General features: G+C 62.9%; 15 protein-coding genes. 7 read left to right on the forward strand and 8 right to left on the reverse strand.

The features are described 5' to 3' along the window. Nucleotides 1-21 precede the first annotated feature (21 nt). Nucleotides 22-657, reverse strand: a complete 636-nt coding sequence (locus HX824_RS18740; protein ID WP_023659314.1) for a C40 family peptidase — start codon at nt 655-657, stop codon at nt 22-24. A 250-nt stretch (nt 658-907) separates the two neighbouring features. Between HX824_RS18740 and HX824_RS18745 the strand changes: the two genes are divergently transcribed. After that, nucleotides 908-1,336 carry a TM2 domain-containing protein gene (locus tag HX824_RS18745; protein ID WP_003213752.1) on the forward strand — a complete coding sequence of 143 codons (429 nt, stop codon included), beginning with the start codon at nt 908-910 and terminating at the stop codon, nt 1,334-1,336. Nucleotides 1,337-1,470: 134 nt separating this feature from the next. Here the strand turns inward: HX824_RS18745 and HX824_RS18750 are convergent, their stop codons facing one another. The 7 genes from HX824_RS18750 to gshB all read right to left on the reverse strand — a co-directional run bounded on the left by HX824_RS18750 (nt 1,471) and on the right by gshB (nt 7,474). Then, complete coding sequence (locus HX824_RS18750) at nt 1,471-2,742, reverse strand: dihydroorotase (protein ID WP_003213750.1); 1,272 nt, start codon at nt 2,740-2,742, stop codon at nt 1,471-1,473. After that, nucleotides 2,739-3,743 carry an aspartate carbamoyltransferase catalytic subunit gene (locus tag HX824_RS18755; RefSeq protein ID WP_003213748.1) on the reverse strand — a complete coding sequence of 335 codons (1,005 nt, stop codon included), beginning with the start codon at nt 3,741-3,743 and terminating at the stop codon, nt 2,739-2,741. Before HX824_RS18755 ends, HX824_RS18750 begins: the two co-directional genes overlap by 4 nt. Before the next feature lie 24 nt (nt 3,744-3,767). Continuing rightward, nucleotides 3,768-4,274 carry a bifunctional pyr operon transcriptional regulator/uracil phosphoribosyltransferase PyrR gene (pyrR, locus tag HX824_RS18760; RefSeq protein WP_003213746.1) on the reverse strand — a complete coding sequence of 169 codons (507 nt, stop codon included), beginning with the start codon at nt 4,272-4,274 and terminating at the stop codon, nt 3,768-3,770. A gap of 72 nt (nt 4,275-4,346) precedes the next feature. Beyond that, entirely contained in the window at nt 4,347-4,784 is a 438-nt protein-coding gene (ruvX, locus tag HX824_RS18765; protein WP_003213744.1) for a Holliday junction resolvase RuvX, read from the reverse strand. After that, nucleotides 4,784-5,353, reverse strand: a complete 570-nt coding sequence (locus tag HX824_RS18770; protein WP_003213742.1) for a YqgE/AlgH family protein — start codon at nt 5,351-5,353, stop codon at nt 4,784-4,786. Before HX824_RS18770 ends, ruvX begins: the two co-directional genes overlap by 1 nt. A gap of 190 nt (nt 5,354-5,543) precedes the next feature. Then, nucleotides 5,544-6,443 (reverse strand): energy transducer TonB, encoded by a 900-nt coding sequence (locus HX824_RS18775; RefSeq protein WP_003213740.1) that lies wholly within the window; start codon nt 6,441-6,443, stop codon nt 5,544-5,546. A 77-nt stretch (nt 6,444-6,520) separates the two neighbouring features. Continuing rightward, nucleotides 6,521-7,474: a glutathione synthase gene (gene gshB / locus HX824_RS18780; RefSeq protein WP_003213738.1), complete on the reverse strand. Its 954-nt coding sequence runs from the start codon at nt 7,472-7,474 to the stop codon at nt 6,521-6,523. Between the two features lie 239 nt (nt 7,475-7,713). Between gshB and pilG the strand changes: the two genes are divergently transcribed. The 6 genes from pilG (at nt 7,714) to HX824_RS18810 (ending at nt 17,606) form a co-directional block, all read left to right on the forward strand. Next, nucleotides 7,714-8,121 (forward strand): twitching motility response regulator PilG, encoded by a 408-nt coding sequence (gene pilG / locus HX824_RS18785; protein ID WP_003213736.1) that lies wholly within the window; start codon nt 7,714-7,716, stop codon nt 8,119-8,121. A gap of 47 nt (nt 8,122-8,168) precedes the next feature. After that, nucleotides 8,169-8,534: a twitching motility response regulator PilH gene (gene pilH / locus HX824_RS18790; RefSeq protein WP_003213734.1), complete on the forward strand. Its 366-nt coding sequence runs from the start codon at nt 8,169-8,171 to the stop codon at nt 8,532-8,534. A 12-nt stretch (nt 8,535-8,546) separates the two neighbouring features. Further along, on the forward strand, nt 8,547-9,071 hold the full coding sequence (locus tag HX824_RS18795) for a chemotaxis protein CheW (protein WP_003213731.1): 525 nt from the start codon (nt 8,547-8,549) through the stop codon (nt 9,069-9,071). Further along, nucleotides 9,068-11,119, forward strand: a complete 2,052-nt coding sequence (locus HX824_RS18800) for a methyl-accepting chemotaxis protein (RefSeq protein WP_008434142.1) — start codon at nt 9,068-9,070, stop codon at nt 11,117-11,119. Before HX824_RS18795 ends, HX824_RS18800 begins: the two co-directional genes overlap by 4 nt. 198 nt (nt 11,120-11,317) lie before the next feature. Then, nucleotides 11,318-17,158 (forward strand): Hpt domain-containing protein, encoded by a 5,841-nt coding sequence (locus tag HX824_RS18805; RefSeq protein ID WP_177054920.1) that lies wholly within the window; start codon nt 11,318-11,320, stop codon nt 17,156-17,158. Continuing rightward, nucleotides 17,151-17,606 carry a chemotaxis protein CheW gene (locus HX824_RS18810; protein WP_003213725.1) on the forward strand — a complete coding sequence of 152 codons (456 nt, stop codon included), beginning with the start codon at nt 17,151-17,153 and terminating at the stop codon, nt 17,604-17,606. Before HX824_RS18805 ends, HX824_RS18810 begins: the two co-directional genes overlap by 8 nt. The last annotated feature ends 349 nt before the right edge of the window (nt 17,607-17,955 follow it).

Genomic DNA, 17,955 nt, shown 5'->3' on the forward strand with positions numbered 1-17,955 from the left:
TGCTCTCACATCAGCCTGATATCAGCGCTGCACAATCCGCAGGTTGTTCTGTTCTTTAGGCAGGACACGCTTGGCAATCACGTAGTTCTTGTCCCAGAACGGCTTCTTCAGCGTATCGATGCTCACGGACTTGCCACGACGCGGTGCGTGGATGAAACGGTCGTTGCCCAGGTAGATGGCAACGTGGTTAACCTGGCGGCTCTTCAGTTTGAAGAACAGCAGGTCACCCGGTTTCAAATCCTTGCGCTCAACCTTCAGCCCGTGGCCGGCGGCCATGGCGTTGGAAGTGCGCGGCAAATCCACGGCTTTTACGTCGTTAAACGCATATTTCACCAAACCACTGCAGTCGAACCCTTTACTTGGGCTGCTGCCGCCCCAACGATAAGGAGTACCGAGCACGTTGACGGCACGGCTGAGGACGTTGCTGCTTTGCTTGGTGTTGACGGCCATCAGCCCTGGCGCTGCATTACCGTGGGCCTTGCTCAGTTGAGTCGGGCGCTTCACGGTCAGCTTTACCGATTTGGCGGAGCTGGTGGTGGCGTGAACTTTAGGGGTGAAACCGTTAACGTTGGGAAGTCGTTGCTCACGATTGGTGGCGTGGGCGGCCAGTGGCATTAATAGGCAAATGGTTAGCCATGTCTTGAAAAATGGTCGCATTAGGCGTGGCTCTTTTTGGTTTGCGCGCAACTTTATAACAGCTTTTTGTGTCGTGCTAAGGCCGTTTGTCGACTGAACCCTGGGGTCAAATTCAGGAAAACCGTGACGAATTGCCGCGATTGTCCTACACAAGTCAGGCGGTATAAGGCTTTGAGGGAAGCGAAGATACCATTTGCCGCATGTCGGGCGCCCGTAAAAAAGTCACAAAGAAACCAGAAATATTTATCTATCGAGGCTAAAGAGGTACTCCATGAACACCTATCGACAGGATGTTTCGCAACAAGACACCCACAGCAAGGTGATCGGCTACCTGCTTTGGATTTTCGGTTTTACCGGTGCTCACCGCTTTTATTACGGCAAGCCGGTGACCGGGACGATCTGGTTTTTCACCTTCGGTTTGTTCGGGATTGGCTGGTTGATCGACTTGTTCCTGATTCCGGCAATGGACCGCGAAGCGGACCTGCGATTTACCGCCGGGCCGATCGAGTACAACGTGGCCTGGATTCTGTTGGCGTTCCTGGGTGTGTTCGGTTTGCACCGCATGTATCAGGGCAAATGGATCAGCGGGATCATTTACCTGCTGACCGGGGGCTTGTTCCTGATCGGGGTGCTGTATGACTTCTGGACGCTGAATACGCAGATTTCGATCCGCAATGCCGAGCGCAACGGCGGCCGTTAAGATTTGTGAAGATCCAAATGTGGGAGCGGGCTTGCTCGCGAATGCGATGTGTCAGTCGACATCTCTATTGACTGACCCACCGCTTTCGCGAGCAAGCCCGCTCCCACATTTACTGTGCCCACTCTGGATTGGATTCAAGCCTGGTAGCTGATCCGCCCATCCACCAAGGTGTACCGCACCGTCGCCGGCAGGCTGTGGCCGATGAATGGGCAGTTTTCACCCTTGGACAGCCAGTGTTCCCCGGCAATCGTGGAGCTGGCCGGATCAAACAGCACCAGGTCCGCCGCCGAGCCCACCGCCAGCTTGCCCGCCGGCAGGCGCAGCGCCTCGGCAGGGCCCGCACTGAGACGCGCCAGCAGGGTCGGCAGGTCCAGCAAACCATCTTCCACCAACGTCATTGCCAGCGGCAGCAACAGCTCGACGCTGCTGATGCCTGGCTCCGTCGCGCCGAACGGCGCCAGCTTGGCATCCCGCTCGTGGGGCTGGTGATGGCTGGAGATCGCCGAAACCACCCCGGACTTCACCGCCGCCCGCAAACCGTCACGGTCAGCGCGCGTACGCAGTGGCGGCTGCACGTGATACAGGCTGGAGAAGTCGATCAGCGCCTCATCCGTCAGAATCAGCTGATACAGCGCCACATCCGCCGTCACCGGCAATCCGCGGGCTTGTGCCTGAGCGATCAGGGCCACGCCGCGAGCGCTGGTCAGCTGGCTGAAGTGCGCGCGTACGCCGCTTTGTTCCACCAGCAGCAGGTCGCGGGCCAGGGCCACGGTCTCGGCGGTTTCCGGGATGCCCGGCAGGCCGAGGAAGCTCGCGGTGGCGCCTTCGTGGGCCAGGCCGCCTTCGGCCAGGTCACGGTCCTGGGAGTGGAAAATCACGGTCAGGTCGAAAGTCGCCGCATATTCCAGCGCACGGCACAGGGTGCGGGTGCTGCGAAAGCTCTCCAGGCCGTTGCCGAAGGCCACGCAGCCAGCATCGCGCAGGGCGATCAGCTCGGCCAGTTGTTCGCCGTCCAGGCCTTTGCTCAGGGCACCGATGGGGAACACTTTGCAGTTGCCGGCTTCGCGGGCGCGGTCGAGGATCAGTTCGGTCACCGCCGAGGTGTCCAGCACCGGTTTGGTGTGGGGCGGGCAGCACAGGCTGGTCACGCCACCGGCAGCGGCAGCGCGGGTTTCGCTGGTGATGTTGCCCTTGCGGCTGTAGCCCGGCTCACGCAGGGCGACGTTCAGGTCAACCAGGCCGGGCGCGGCGATCAGGCCTTTGGCGTCGATAGTTTCGCTGGCGCTGAAGCCTGCGGGTGCGGCGCCGATGGCAATGATCTTGCCGGCTTCCAGGTGCAGATCGGTGACTTGATCCAGGCCGCTGGCCGGATCGATGACTCGGGCGCCGAGAATGCTGAGCTTCACTGGGCGTTCTCCTGCTCGAATTGACGTTGCGCGGTTTGCCCGCTCATGGCCATGGACAACACCGCCATGCGGATGGCGATGCCGTACGTGACCTGGTTGAGAATCACCGACTGCGCGCCATCGGCCACCGCCGACTCAATCTCCACGCCACGGTTGATTGGCCCCGGGTGCATCACGATGGCGTCCGGCTTGGCGCCGGCCAGGCGTGCGGTGGTCAGGCCGAACAGGCGATAGAACTCGCCTTCGCTCGGCAGCAGGCCGCCCGCCATACGCTCGCGCTGCAGGCGCAGCATGATCACCACGTCCACATCCTTCAGGCCTTCGGCCATGTCGGTGTAGACCTTGACGCCGTACTGCTCGATGCCGATCGGCAGCAGGGTCTTGGGGGCGATCACGCGGATGTCCGGGCAACCCAGGGTTTTCAGGGCCAGCATGTTCGAGCGCGCAACCCGCGAGTGCAGGATGTCGCCGACAATGGCCACCGAGAGGTTTTCAAAGCTGCCCTTGTGCCGCCGGATGGTCAGCATGTCGAGCATGCCCTGGGTCGGGTGGGCGTGACGGCCGTCGCCGCCGTTGATGATCGCCACATTCGGGCACACGTGCTCGGCGATGAAGTGCGCAGCACCGGAATCGCCGTGGCGCACCACGAACATGTCGGCGGCCATGGCTTCCAGGTTGCGCAGGGTGTCGAGCAGGGTTTCGCCCTTGCTCGCCGACGAGGTGGACACGTTCAGCGTGATCACGTCAGCCGACAGGCGTTGGGCCGCCAGTTCAAAGGTGGTGCGGGTGCGGGTCGAGTTCTCGAAGAACACGTTGCAGATGGTCTTGCCGCGCAGCAACGGGACTTTCTTCACCGCCCGGCCGCCGACTTCGAGAAACGAGTCGGCCGTGTCGAGGATTTCGGTGAGCAGTTCGCGGGGCAAGCCGTCGAGGGACAGGAAGTGTTGCAGCTGGCCCTGAGCATTGAGCTGCAGCGGGCGCTTGGCATCTAGAGGCGTCATCGCGGGGACTCTTTACAAGGCGGTTTAAAGGGCAAGGTCTTGCAGTTCGAGTTCGAGCGGCGTGGGACCGGACAATTTTACCCGCTGGTGGGCTTCCAGGGACAGGGTGGCGCCGACCACGTCCGGGCTGATCGGCAATTCGCCGGCGTCCAGGTCCAGCAAACAGACCAGGGTCACGCTGGCCGGGCGGCCGTAGTCGAACAGTTCGTTCATCGCGGCGCGGATGGTGCGACCGCTCATCAGCACGTCATCGATCAGCACCAGGTGCTGGCCTTCGATCTCGAAGGGCAGGGCCGAGGGGCGCACTTGCGGGTGCAGGCCGTTCTGGCTGAAGTCGTCACGGTAGAAAGACACGTCCAGGGTGCCCAGGGGCGAGTCGCTGCCCAGTTCTTCCAGCAGCGCCTGGGCCACCCACACGCCACCGGTGCGGATGCCGATAAAGCGCGGCTCGCTGATGGCACGGTGTTCCAGGTGCGCCTTGAGGCGGATCGCCATCTGGCTGATCAGGTCGGCGGGATTGGGCAGGCTCATGGGTGCTCCTTCTAGGCCTCGCGCAGGCAAGGTCCGGGCTCAAACGTAAGAAGACGCGGCAAGCCGCGTCAGTCAGGATTCAAATAAAGCGGTGTTTTCATCCAGCCAGCCCTGCAACAGCAGGGCCGCGGCGATGGCATCCACCGGGTTGTCGCGGTAACTGCCTTTCTGCCCGCCACGGTCACGGCGCTCGCCCTTGGCTTCGAACGTGGTCAGGCGTTCGTCGTGGGTATAGAAGGGCAGGTTGTAGCGGCCGTTCAGGCGGCGGGCGAACTTTTCGGCCCGCAGGCACATCTCGCTCGGGGTGCCGTCCATGTTCAGCGGCAGGCCGACCACCACGGCGTCGGGCTTCCACTCCTTGATCAGGGCTTCGACCTGGTTCCAGTCCGGCACGCCGTTCTGGGCCTTCAGGGTGCACAGCTCGCGGGCCTGGCCGGTAATCACCTGGCCGACGGCGACGCCGATCTGTTTGGTGCCGTAGTCGAAACCGAGGATCAGACGCAAGGCCATCAGGCGTGCCCCGCCTGGCTGGTCAGCAGGCTGAGGTTGATCCGCAGCTTGGCGGCGGCCGCTTCCAGGCGCAGTTCGCTGGGGGTGTTGAACAGGATGTCGGCATCGAACGGGCAGGTCAGCCAGGCATTGCTCGCCAGCTCCGCCTCCAGTTGCCCGGCTTCCCAGCCGGCGTAGCCGAGGGTGATCACACTTTGATCAGGCCCCACGCCGTCGGCAATCGCGAACAGGACGTCCTGGGACGTGGACAGGGACAACCCTTCAAGGTCCACGGTCGCCTGGAATTTCGGCCCGGTGGGGTGCAGCACAAAACCCCGGTCCGTCTGCACCGGCCCGCCGATGTAGATCGGTACGTGCTGGCAGCTGGCGGGTGGGTCGATGTCCGGGCGCAGTTGCTCGAGGATATCGGCCAGGTTGAGGTCTTGCGGGCGGTTGACCACCAACCCCATCGCACCATTGGCGGTGTGCTCGACGATGTAGGTCAAGGTTTGCGCAAAGTTCGGGTCGGCCATATGGGGCATGGCGATCAGGAATTGGTGCTTGAGGTAGGTCGGGCTGACATTTTTCATGTCCGCTAGTGTGGCGTTGGAGGGGCGAACTGACAAGCTGAGGATGCGCAGGAATTGGTTTGGCGTGTTGATTCTCTGTAGGAGCGAGCTTGCTTGCGAAAAACCTGAGAGCGCCGGGTTAAGCCAGAAAGCCCGCGTTATCGTTAACGATCTTCGCGAGCAAGCTCGCTCCTACAGAAAGCAGGGTTGGTTAGTTGCTCGACAGCCGATCACCCTTGGCAAAGCGCCAGGTGCGAATGATTTCCAGGCGGTCGATGTCGTTCAGGTCCCCGGTAAACGGCGCAAAAGGCGCCGCCAGCCGCACGATGCGTTGCGCTGCCTGGTCCAGCAGCGGTTGGCCGGAGGACTCCAGCACCTGCACCTCGTACAAGGTGCCGTCGCGGTTGATCGACACCAGCAGTCGCAAATTGCCGTAGATCTGCTGGCGACGGGCTTCGTCCGGGTAGTTCAGGTTGCCGATGCGCTCGACCTTCTTGCGCCACTCATCCTTATACCAGGCGCCTTTGTCGCGCATGGTGGAGGCGGCGTTGAGGCGGTAGATCCGCGGGCGCTTGGCGTACAGCTGTTGTTCGTGGGCCAGTTCGGCTTCCAGGCTGGAGATCTCACTGGAGAGTTGCGAGCTGTCAAAAGTCGGGGCCGGCGGGGCCGGCGTGGGTTCGGTCTTGGCCTTTTCGCGCTGGGTCGGGGCTTTTTGCGGCTTGGGCGCCACGGTGGTGACCGCCGCCTTGGGTGCGGCCTGTTTCACCTCCGGCTTGGGCGCCGGCGGTGGCGTGACCTTATTGACCTTGTTGTCCTGGAATGGCGCGACTTCAGTGGTCTTGGGCACGGCCTTCTTGTCGAGGGTGCCGCTGCCTTGCTGATTGTCCTGGGCGAGAAAGTCGGCCTTTTCGGGTTTCTTTTCGCTTTTGAACGTGGCGAGGGTGATTTCCAGGGTCTTGGTGATCTGCTTGGGTTCGGCAAAGGTGAAGCCCAGGCCGAGGATCAACGCCAGGTGAATCAACGCCGCCAGAAACAGGGTAAATCCGAGCCGATCAGCCGGGCGCACGCCGCTGTGGGAGAGTTCGGGGGGTAGATCGGACGGGAGCGTCATGACAAGAAAACCAACATCGCGCGTTTCACAGGTGGCGCATGATAACGCAATGTTGGTTTGTGTCCGGCTGTTCTATGTCACTTGGCTTGTAGCTTGGCGGCAATCGCAGCCATCAGCATTTCGCCGATGTTCGTGCCAAATGCGTTGTCGATCTCGCGAATACAGGTCGGGCTGGTGACGTTGATTTCGGTGAGGTTCTCGCCGATTACGTCCAGTCCTACGAACAGCAGGCCTTTTTCGCGCAGGGTCGGGCCGACTTGGGCTGCAATCCAGCGATCCTTGTCCGTCAGCGGGCGGGCTTCACCCCGGCCACCGGCGGCCAGGTTGCCGCGGGTCTCGCCGGCGGCCGGAATGCGCGCCAGGCAGTAAGGCACCGGCTCGCCGTCGATCATCAGGATGCGCTTGTCGCCGTCCTTGATCGCCGGAATGTAGGCCTGGCCCATGATCTGCTGGGTGCCCAGCGCAGTCAGGGTCTCCAGGATCACCGACAGGTTCGGGTCGCCGGCGCGGTGGCGGAAGATCGAGGTACCGCCCATGCCGTCCAGCGGCTTGAGGATCACATCGCCGTGCTTGGCGGCGAATTCGCGCAGCACATCGGCGCGGCGGCTGACCACGGTCGGCGGCGTGCACTGCGGGAACAGCGTGGCGAACAGCTTTTCATTGCAGTCGCGCAGGCTCTGGGGCTTGTTGACGATCAGCACGCCCGCGCGCTCGGCCTGCTCCAGCAGGTAGGTGGAGTAGACGAACTCCATGTCGAACGGCGGATCCTTGCGCATCAGGATCACGTCGAGGTCGCTCAGGGGGCTGTCGATTTCGTCTTGCAGCTCGAACCACTTCTCGGGGTTGGCAAACACCTGCAGGGGACGCATCCGCGCCCGCGCTTCACCGTCGCCCTGGTAAAGGTCCGGCTGCTCCATATAGAACAGGCTCCAGCCGCGGGCCTGGGCGGCCAGCAGCATGGCCAGCGAGCTGTCCTTTTTATAGGAAATGCTGGCGATAGGGTCCATGACAATGCCGACGCGAACGCTCATGGGGGATTTCCTCTAGCAAATAAGGGCGCATAAAAGTGGCGTCAGAGTGGCGCTGCGGCTGTTGTGGGTCAAGGAAAAACCACCACGCGGGTCGGCCGATAGATTGCGTTCTGAGACTGTGCTAAAAAGGCTGCCATGGCACATCAGCCCTTGAATTCCGAGGCTTTTGGCGCTCGTCCTGTGCAACATCAGGCAGTACACACCGAAAACCTATTCGCTGTGGCGATGGTAGAGCAGATATGGAACAGCATTCCAACGCCTTGAAAGTGATGGTGATCGACGATTCGAAAACGATTCGCCGCACGGCCGAAACACTGTTGAAGAACGTAGGGTGCGACGTCATCACGGCCATCGACGGTTTCGATGCCCTGGCCAAGATTGTTGACCATCATCCACACATTATCTTTGTCGACATCATGATGCCGCGCCTGGATGGCTATCAGACCTGCGCGCTGGTGAAGAACAACCCGGCGTTCAAGTCGATCCCGGTAATCATGCTGTCCTCCAAGGATGGTCTGTTCGACAAGGCCAAGGGGCGCATCGTCGGCTCTGATCAGTTTTTGACCAAGCCTTTCAGCAAGGAAGAACTGCTGAGCGCGATCAAGGCCTATGTACCGGGCTTCGCCGCAGTAGAACAAGCACACTGACGGGGGCCCCACGAGGGCTTGCGTCTACTAGATAAGTGGGGAAAACCATGGCACGTGTTCTGATCGTCGACGATTCGCCGACTGAAATGTACAAACTGACCGAAATGCTCGAAAAGCACGGTCACACCGTCCTCAAGGCCCAGAACGGCGGCGATGGCGTTGCGCTGGCCCGTCAGGAAAAGCCGGATGCGGTGCTGATGGATATCGTGATGCCGGGCCTCAATGGCTTCCAGGCCACCCGTCAGTTGACCAAAGATGCCGAGACCAGCCACATCCCGGTGATCATCATCACCACCAAGGATCAGGAAACCGACAAGATCTGGGGCGAGCGCCAGGGCGCCAAGGATTACCTGACCAAGCCGGTAGACGAAGAAACCCTGATCGCCACCCTGAACAAGGTGCTGGCCGGCTGACGGCACGTTCCCATGACCGAGTCGCAAACCGCCTTCGAGCTGCTGCTGGACATCGACCGCCGCTGCCGCTTGCTGGCTGCCGACCTGCCGTCCCAGGAAACCCGGCTGCTCAGCTGGAGTGGGATCGGGTTTCGCCTGGGCGAACACTGGTACGTGGCGCCCATGGGCGAGGTGGCGGAAGTGCTGCACGAACCGCGCTGTACCTTGATGCCCGGGGTCAAGCCGTGGATCAAGGGCGTGGCCAACCTGCGGGGGCGCTTGCTGCCGGTGATGGACCTGGGCGGTTTCCTTGGCCTTGAGCTGTCGGTGGCGCGCAAACAACGGCGGGTGCTGGTGGTGGAGTATCAGGACGTGTTTGTCGGCCTGTTGGTGGACGAGGTGGTGGGCATGCAGCATTTCGCACAAGACGCGTTGTCGACGAGCACCGCAGGCGGCGCGCCGTTTATCCAGGGCCAGTTCGACGGCGACCAGCTGTGGCAGGTCTTCAGCCCCTTCGCCCTGGCCCAGGCTCCAGGTTTCATGGATGTCGCCGCATGAGTACCGTCACCCCGGTCAAACCCCAGGAAGCCTCCCGCAGCCGCTCGCAGATCATCGTGCTGTTTATCGCGCTGATCGTGTTCATCATGCTGCTGTTCGCCAACTTCGCGTACCTCAACACCCAGTCCACCTACGACAAACAGTACATCGGCCACGCCGGCGAGCTGCGGGTGCTGTCCCAGCGCATCGCCAAGAACGCCACCGAGGCTGCCGCCGGCAAGGCGGCGGCGTTCAAGCTGCTGGGGGATGCGCGCAACGATTTTGCCCAGCGCTGGGGTTACCTGAAAAAAGGCGACCCGGCCACCGGCCTGCCCGCTGCACCCACCGCCGTGCGTGCCGAAATGCGCGCCGTGCAGACCGACTGGGAAGCGCTGCTGAAAAACGCCGATGCGATTCTGGCCAGCGAGCAAACGGTGCTGTCGCTGCATCAAGTGGCCGCGACCCTGGCGGAAACCGTTCCGCAGTTGCAGATGGAGTCGGAAAAGGTTGTCGATATTCTGCTGCAACGCGGCGCACCGGCCAGCCAGGTAGCGTTGGCCCAGCGCCAGTCATTGCTGGCCGAACGCATCCTGGGGGCGGTGAACACCGTGCTGGCGGGGGACGAGACTGCCGTGCAGGCCGCCGATGCCTTCGGCCGCGATGCCAACCGTTTCGGCGTGGTGCTCAGCGGCATGCTCAACGGCAATCCCGGGCTGCGCATCACCCAGGTTGAAGACCACGACGCCCGCGCCCGGTTGGCGGAGATTTCCGAGCTGTTCGAATTCGTCTCCGGTTCCGTGGACGAAATCCTCGAAACCTCGCCGCAGCTGTTCCAGGTGCGCGCCTCGGCGAGCAATATCTTCAACCTGTCGCAAACCCTGCTGGACGAAGCCTCGCACCTGGCCACCGGCTTTGAAAACCTCGCGGACGGGCGCACTTTCGACACCATCGGCGGCTACGTGCTGGGCTTGCTGGCGCTGGCCTCGATCATCCTGATCGGCCTGGTGATGGTCCGCGAGACCAACCGCCAGTTGCGGGAAACCGCCGAGAAGAACGAGCGCAACCAGAACGCGATCATGCGCCTGCTGGATGAGATTGAAGACTTGGCCGACGGCGACCTGACCGTCACCGCCTCGGTCACCGAAGACTTCACCGGCACCATTGCCGACTCCATCAACTATTCCGTGGACCAACTGCGCGACCTGGTGGCCACCATCAACCTCACTGCCGGCCAGGTGGCTGGTGCGGTGCAGGACACCCAGGCCACCGCCATGCACCTGGCCCAAGCGTCGGAGCATCAGGCACAGCAGATTGCCGAAGCGTCCACGGCGATCAACCAGATGGCCCAGTCCATCGACCAGGTGTCGGCCAACGCCGCCGAATCTTCGGCAGTGGCCGAGCGTTCGGTAGAGATTGCCAACAAGGGCAACGAGGTGGTGCACAACACCATCCACGGCATGGACAACATTCGCGAACAGATCCAGGACACCGCCAAGCGCATCAAGCGCCTGGGGGAATCGTCCCAGGAAATTGGCGACATCGTCAGCCTGATCGATGACATCGCCGAGCAGACCAACATCCTCGCGCTCAACGCCGCGATCCAGGCGAGCATGGCCGGTGATGCCGGGCGTGGTTTTGCGGTGGTGGCCGATGAGGTACAGCGCCTTGCCGAGCGTTCTTCGGCGGCGACGCGGCAGATCGAAACCCTGGTGCGAGCGATCCAGACGGATACCAACGAAGCCGTGATTTCCATGGAGCAGACCACCACTGAAGTGGTGCGCGGTGCGCGGCTGGCCCAGGACGCCGGGGTAGCGCTGGAAGAGATCGAAGGCGTGTCGAAAACCCTGGCGGCGCTGATCCAGAGTATCTCCAACGCGGCGCAGCAGCAGACGTCGTCGGCGGGGCAGATTTCCCTGACGATGAACGTGATCCAGCAGATCACCACTCAGACTTCGTCGGGCTCTACGGCCACTGCCGAGAGCATCGGCAACCTGGCAAAAATGGCCAGTCAGTTGCGGCGGTCGGTGTCGGGGTTCACCTTGCCGGCGGCGAAGCGGGTGGATGAGTGAAATGCGCCCTCGAAAACACCGAAAAGCAAATGTGGGAGCGGGCTTGCTCGCGAATGCGGTGTGTCAGTCGCCGACGCTTTGTCTGACCCACCGCATTCGCGAGCAAGCCCGCTCCCACAGTTGATCTCCTTTGTTTTGAGATCGGTGTACGCATGACCCAGCACTACCAGCAACTCATGAATTCAGACGGGAGCGGTTATGGTTGATCGGCACGACTACGTGGCCCTCGAATGGGTCAAGGGCGAAATTGCCGAAACCCTGAAACAGGCCCGCTCGGCGCTGGACGCCTATGTTGAAGAAAGCAGCAGCGAGGCCATCGGCCAGTGCCTGGAATGCATCCATCAGGTGCATGGCAGCCTGTTGATGGTCGAGTTCTACGGCGCGGCCCTGTTCGCTGAAGAAATGGAACAACTGGCCCTCGCCCTGCAAGGCGCGCGCGTCAGCCAGCGCGACGAAGGCATTCGCCTGCTGCAACAGGGCCTTGGCCAACTGCCGCTGTACCTCGACCGCGTACACAGCGCCCGACGCGACCTGCCCCTGGTGGTGCTGCCGCTGCTCAACGACCTGCGCAGCGTGCGCGGCGAAAGCCTGCTCTCGGAAACCAGCCTGTTCAGCCCGCAACTGCTGGTGATCCCGCCGCTGCCCGAAGACGCCCTGGCCCAGCGCACGCCAGAGGATTTCCCCGAACTGCTGCGCCAGTGGCGGCAGATGCTGCAACAGGCGCTGGTCGGTTTGCTGCGCGAAGACCACGGCCCCAGCAACCTGGAAGACATGGCGCGGGTCTTCGCCCGCCTCGAAGCCCTGTGCCATGGTGCGCCGCTGCTACCGTTGTGGCAGGTGACCTCGGCGCTGGTGGAAGGCATGCTCATTGGCGTGGTTGCCAACAGCCCGGCGTTGCGCAGTTTGCTCAAGGCCTGCGACAAGCAACTCAAGCGCCTGCTGATCCAGGGCATCAACGGCATCAACACCCCGGCCCCGGATGAGCTGCTCAAGAGCCTGTTGTTCTACGTCGCCAAAGTCACCCGACCGACTCCACGGATGCAAAGTTTGAAAGAACGATATGGCCTCGATGAAGCTTTGCCCGACAGCGCCGTGGTGGACGCCGAACGCGCCCGCCTGGCCGGCCCGGACCGCGACGCGATGGGCTCGGTGCTCGGCGCATTGTGCGAGGAGCTGGTGCGGGTCAAGGAACGACTGGACCTGTTCGTACGCAGCGACCGTCAGCACGCCTCGGACCTTGAGGCGTTGCTGGCGCCGCTGCGGCAGATCGCCGATACCCTCGCCGTATTGGGCTTCGGCCAGCCGCGCAAAGTGATCATCGACCAACTGGCGGTGGTACTCGGCCTGGCCCAGGGGCAGCGCGAACCCAACGATGCGGTATTGATGGACGTTGCCGGTGCGTTGCTCTACGTCGAGGCCACGCTGGCCGGGATGGTCGGCACTGTCGAGCCGGAGCGCCGCGAAGAAAGCCGCCTGCCTACCACCGACCTGACGCAGATCCACCACCTCGTCATCCGCGAATCCTGCCAGTGCCTGACACAGGCCAAAGAGCTGGTGATCGACTGCATCGAGGCCCATTGGGACCGCCAGCGCCTGGAGTCGCTGCCCGAGTTGCTGACCCAGGTGCGCGGCGCGCTGGCGATGATTCCGCTGCCCCGTGCGGCGAGCCTGATGCGTGGCTGCAATGACTACGTCAACGAGCAACTGATGGTCGGCGATGCCGCGCCTTCCGAGGCGCAGCTTGAGCATTTTGCCGATGTGCTCACCAGCCTCGAGTACTACCTGGAACGCATGCTTCAGGACCACGACGCCCCGGGCGAACGGGTGCTGGAAGTCGCCGCTGAAGGCCTGGCCGCGCTGGGCTATTTGCCGGCCGAAAAACCCTGGCGCCAGGCACTGCTTGAGCAGGGTGACACGCCCACGGAGCAAACCCCGTTCCTCGCCGATGCGTTGGCCAGCCCCACCTCGCGCCTCAACCCGCCGGCACTCCAGCGTCCCGGCAGCCTGCTGCCGCCGCCCGCCGGTGAAGAGGCCATCGATGATGAACTGCGGGAAGTCTTCCTCGAAGAAATCGCCGAAGTTCTCGATGTGCTGCATCGCTATGTGCCTGCCGGCACCGCCAGCCTGGAAGACAAGGCCACCCTGAGCGAAATGCGCCGCGCCTTCCACACCTTGAAAGGCAGTGGCCGCATGGTGCGCGCCCTGGTGTTGGCGGAGCTGGCCTGGGCCGTGGAAAACCTGCTCAACCGCGTGCTGGAACGCAGCGTCGCGCCGGGCCCGGATGTGCAAGCAGTGCTGGATGACGTGTTGGAATTGCTGCCGGAGCTGATCACCGATTTTGCCGACGATGCCCAGCGCCAGCGCGATGACGTAGACGAACTGGCGGCGCGGGCGCACGCCTTGGCCAGCCGTGTCGAACCGTCGGCCACAGACCCGGCCGCCCTGGACCCGCAGTTGCTGGAAATCTTCCGCAACGAAGCCCAGAGCCACCTCGACAGCCTCAACCACTTCCTGCAACAGGCCACCGAGCACCTGCCGCTGCAAGTCAGTGATGAACTGCAACGCGCACTGCACACCCTCAAAGGCAGCGCCTATATGGCCGGTGTGTTGCCCATCGCCGAACTGGCGCGCCCGCTGGATCACCTGACCCGCGAATACAAGGCCCACCGCCTGCCGCTAGACCTGGATGAAATCGAATTGCTGCTGGAGGCCGAGGCGTTGTTCCAGCGCGGCGTGCGCCAGCTGGACAGTGACCCTCACGCGGCCATCAATGGTGCAGCAGGGCTGATCGAGCGCACGCAAAACCTGCTGAACAGCCAGCTTGAAGCCTTGCTGAATGCGCCCAACACCGGCCTGCGGATCAAGCGCGACCCGCAGTTGATCGCCAACTTCCTGGCCCAGGGCATGGACATCCTGCTGGACGCCGAAAGCCTGCTGCGCCGCTGGCAACAGCACCCCGGCGAACGCCAGGAACTGAGCGCGCTGCTGGACGAACTGACCACCCTCGGCGAAGGCGCGCACCTCGCCGACCTGCACTCGATGGATGAATTGTGCGAAGCCTTGCTCGACCTCTACGGCGCAGTGGAAGAAAGCAGCCTGGCGGTCAGCGAGCGCTTCTTCCACGAGGCCGAACAGGCCCACGAAGCCCTGATCAACATGCTCGACCAACTGGCCGCCGGCCAGGAAATCAGCGCGGCGCCGGCCCGGGTACGCGCCCTGCGCGAGCTGCTGGATGAAGGCCTCGACCCGTCCGCCACCGGTTTGATCAAGACCGATGGCAGCCGCGCGCTGAGCATCTCCGAGCTGGGCGCCGCTACGGCGAAGCTCGATCAGGGTTTTGCGGTGGATGACGAGATCGTCGAGATCTTCCTTGAGGAAGCGGTGGACATCCTCGACAGCGCCGGCCAGTCCTTGAAGCGTTGGCTGCTGGACCCGGATAACGCAGCGCCGCTGTCATCGTTGCAGCGGGATTTGCACACCCTCAAGGGTGGCGCGCGCATGGCTGAAATCGGCGCGGTGGGCGACCTGGCCCTTGAGCTGGAAAACCTTTACGAAGGTTTGGTGGACCGGCGCTACAGCTATTCCAGCGAGCTGGCCAATGTGTTGATGGCCAGTCATGAGCGGCTGGCGCTGTTGCTTGAGCAACTGCAACACCAGCAACCGTTGAGCGACTCCTCCGACCTGATCAGCCACTTGCGTGAGTTGCGCCAAGGCACCGGACAAGCGGCGCCCGCAGCGGCCGCCGAAGTCGAGACGCCGGGCAGTGATCCCGAGCTGCTGGATATCTTTCTCGAAGAGGCCGCCGACATCCTCGACAGCTCCGGCGCCGCGCTGTTGCGCTGGCAGGCCGAGCCGAAAAATCGCCAGGAAGTCGAGACACTGCTGCGCGACCTGCACACCCTCAAGGGCGGCGCTCGCATGGTCGAGATCGGCCCGATTGGCGACCTGGCCCATGAGCTGGAGTTTCTCTATGAGGGCTTGTCGGCAGGTTTGCTGGCGCCCTCGGCGGAGCTGTTCGCCTTGCTGCAAGGCTGCCACGACCGCCTGGCGCAGATGATCGATGCGGTGGCGGCGGGAATGCCGGTGGGCTCGGTGGACCTGCTGATCGAGCGCATCAAGGGCCTGGTGCGTCCGGCTGAAGTGACGGACGCACCGCTGGCGTTGACGGCAACCAAAACCGAGGCGGTGCCGGCCAGCGATCCGGCCGCCGACATGGTGAAGATCTCTGCCGACTTGCTGGATGACCTGGTCAACCTGGCGGGTGAAACTTCGATTTTCCGTGGGCGTATCGAGCAGCAGGTCAACGATGCGAGCGTTGCCCTCAACGAGGTGGAAACCACCATCGAGCGTATGCGCGATCAACTGCGCCGCCTCGACACCGAGACCCAGGGCCGCATCCTCAGCCGCCAGCAGGCCGAGGCCGAACGCCTGGGCTACGAAGAATTCGACCCGCTGGAAATGGACCGCCATTCCCAGTTGCAACAACTGTCCCGGGCCTTGTTCGAATCGGCTTCCGACCTGCTCGACCTCAAGGAAACCCTCGACCGCCGCAACCAGGATGCCCACAACCTGCTGCAGCAACAGGCGCGCATCAACACCGAGTTGCAGGAAGGCCTGATGCGCACGCGCATGGTGCCCTTCGAACGCATGCTGCCACGGCTTAAACGCATCGTGCGGCAGGTGGCGGGCGAGCTGGGCAAGGACGTGGAATTTATCGTCGGCAATGCCGAAGGCGAGATGGACCGCAACGTGCTGGAGCGCATGGTCGCGCCGCTGGAACACATGCTGCGCAACGCCGTCGACCACGGCCTGGAATCCCGCGATGCACGATTGCTGGCCGGTAAACCCGAGAAAGGCCGCATCACCCTGGACCTGACCCACGAAGGCGGCGACATCGTTTTCGACATGCGCGACGACGGCGCCGGCGTGCCGCTTGAAGCCGTGCGGCGCAAGGCGATCAAGCGTGGCTTGCTCGACCCCAACCTGGAAATCAGCGACCGCGACGTGTTGCAGTTCATCCTGCAACCGGGGTTTTCCACTGCCGAAAAAATCACCCAGATTTCCGGGCGTGGCGTGGGCATGGACGTGGTGCATGAAGAAGTGCGCCAGCTGGGCGGCTCGATGGTCATCGACTCGACGCCGGGAGAGGGCGTGCACTTTCGCATTCGCCTGCCGTTCACTGTGTCGGTCAACCGGGCGATGATGGTGCAGTGTGCCGACGATCAATACGCGATCCCGCTGAACACCATCGAAGGCCTGGTGCGGGTCATGCCCCATGAGCTGGAAGGGCACTATCAGCAGGACCCGCCGCGCTACGAATACGCCGGCCAACGCTACGAACTGTTCTACCTCGGCGACCTGCTGCACACCGTCGGCCGGCCGAACCTGCTGGGCCAGTACCAGCCGCTGCCGGTGCTGCTGGTGCAATGCAACGAACGGCGCGTGGCGGTGCAAGTGGACGCCATGGCCGGCACCCGGGAGATCGTGGTCAAGGGCCTGGGGCCGCAGTTTGCCGGGGTGAAGGGCGTGTCTGGCGCAACCATCCTTGGCGATGGCCGCGTGGTGCTGATCATCGACCTGATGGCGCATATCCGCGCCCGGCCACCGGCGTTGCCGGCCCAGGCGGCGGACGCTCCGTTGATCCTCAACGACCCGCTGAAAAAGCGCCCGCTGCTGGTGCTGGTGGTGGACGACTCGGTCACCGTGCGCAAAGTCACCAGCCGCCTGCTGGAGCGCAACGGCATGAACGTGCTCACCGCCAAGGACGGCATCGACGCCATGGCCGTGCTGGAAGAGCACACCCCGGACCTGATGCTGCTCGACATCGAAATGCCGCGCATGGACGGCTTCGAAGTGGCCATCCAGGTGCGTGACGACCCGCGGCTGATGCGCATGCCCATCATCATGATCACCTCCCGCACCGGGCAAAAACACCGTGATCGTGCGATGGCGATTGGCGTCAACGACTACCTCGGCAAGCCTTATCAAGAGTCGGTGCTGCTGGAAAGCATCGCTTACTGGAGCAAGTCCCGTGCTTGATCACCGCGCAACTCAACTCACCGGCTTGCTGCTGCCATTGGCCGACCGTCACCTGTTGTTGCCCAACGTCGCCGTGGCCGAGCTGATCGACTTCCAGCGCGGCGAACCGGCCAGTGATGCGCCGCCGTGGTATTTGCGGCAGGTCACCTGGCGGGATCGGCAGTTGCCGTTGATCAGCTTTGAGGCCGCGTGTGGCGAGTCGGGCGTGGTGGGAGAGCGGGCGCGGATTGTGGTGTTGAACACCCTCGGAGGACGGCCGACGTTGAAGTTTATTGCGTTGGTGATCCAGGGGATTCCGCGCTCGTACAAGCTCGATAGCCAGTTGAGTTATGTGGACGTGCCGTTGTGCCCGCTGGAGTTGGCGGCGGTGCAGGTGGGGGAGCATGTGGCCAGGGTGCCGGACTTGATGGGATTGGAGGCGTTGTTGGTCGAGGCCGGATTGGCCTGAGTGTAACCGTCAGTCAATTGATGATCGTTCCCACGCTCCGCGTGGGAATGCAGCCTCGGACGCTCTGCGTCCAGCTGGCGATGCAAGGCTTAAGTCTCGCGCTGTGGTGACGCGGAGCGTCACGGGATGCATTCCCACGCAGAGCGTGGGAACGATCGCATCGGCGTGCGCTTTACAGTCGGATTTTTCCTGCAACCTCTCGCGCTGTGCATGAACTTGTTGTGCCCTGCGATCGCGCCTAGTCTTCGTGCGTCATCGCAAAAAACGGTGACACGGACGTGCAAGTCCGGTTACATGTCGGCGCACCAACGCCCATAGCCATTCAACGGGCGTTTTTTATGCCTGCTGT

Source organism: Pseudomonas sp. D4002 (genome assembly GCF_013385665.1).
In the GTDB taxonomy this organism is placed as follows: Bacteria; Pseudomonadota; Gammaproteobacteria; order Pseudomonadales; family Pseudomonadaceae; genus Aquipseudomonas.

Bases quoted from the DNA above. Each gene is read 5' to 3' on its own strand.
- HX824_RS18740 (WP_023659314.1), bottom strand. From the start codon at position 657: ATGCGACCATTTTTCAAGACATGGCTAACCATTTGCCTATTAATGCCA.
- HX824_RS18745 (WP_003213752.1), top strand. From the start codon at position 908: ATGAACACCTATCGACAGGATGTTTCGCAACAAGACACCCACAGCAAG.
- HX824_RS18755 (WP_003213748.1), bottom strand. From the start codon at position 3,743: ATGACGCCTCTAGATGCCAAGCGCCCGCTGCAGCTCAATGCTCAGGGC.
- pyrR (WP_003213746.1), bottom strand. From the start codon at position 4,274: ATGAGCCTGCCCAATCCCGCCGACCTGATCAGCCAGATGGCGATCCGC.
- ruvX (WP_003213744.1), bottom strand. From the start codon at position 4,784: ATGGCCTTGCGTCTGATCCTCGGTTTCGACTACGGCACCAAACAGATC.
- HX824_RS18770 (WP_003213742.1), bottom strand. From the start codon at position 5,353: ATGAAAAATGTCAGCCCGACCTACCTCAAGCACCAATTCCTGATCGCC.
- HX824_RS18775 (WP_003213740.1), bottom strand. From the start codon at position 6,443: ATGACGCTCCCGTCCGATCTACCCCCCGAACTCTCCCACAGCGGCGTG.
- gshB (WP_003213738.1), bottom strand. From the start codon at position 7,474: ATGAGCGTTCGCGTCGGCATTGTCATGGACCCTATCGCCAGCATTTCC.
- pilG (WP_003213736.1), top strand. From the start codon at position 7,714: ATGGAACAGCATTCCAACGCCTTGAAAGTGATGGTGATCGACGATTCG.
- pilH (WP_003213734.1), top strand. From the start codon at position 8,169: ATGGCACGTGTTCTGATCGTCGACGATTCGCCGACTGAAATGTACAAA.
- HX824_RS18795 (WP_003213731.1), top strand. From the start codon at position 8,547: ATGACCGAGTCGCAAACCGCCTTCGAGCTGCTGCTGGACATCGACCGC.
- HX824_RS18800 (WP_008434142.1), top strand. From the start codon at position 9,068: ATGAGTACCGTCACCCCGGTCAAACCCCAGGAAGCCTCCCGCAGCCGC.
- HX824_RS18805 (WP_177054920.1), top strand. From the start codon at position 11,318: ATGGTTGATCGGCACGACTACGTGGCCCTCGAATGGGTCAAGGGCGAA.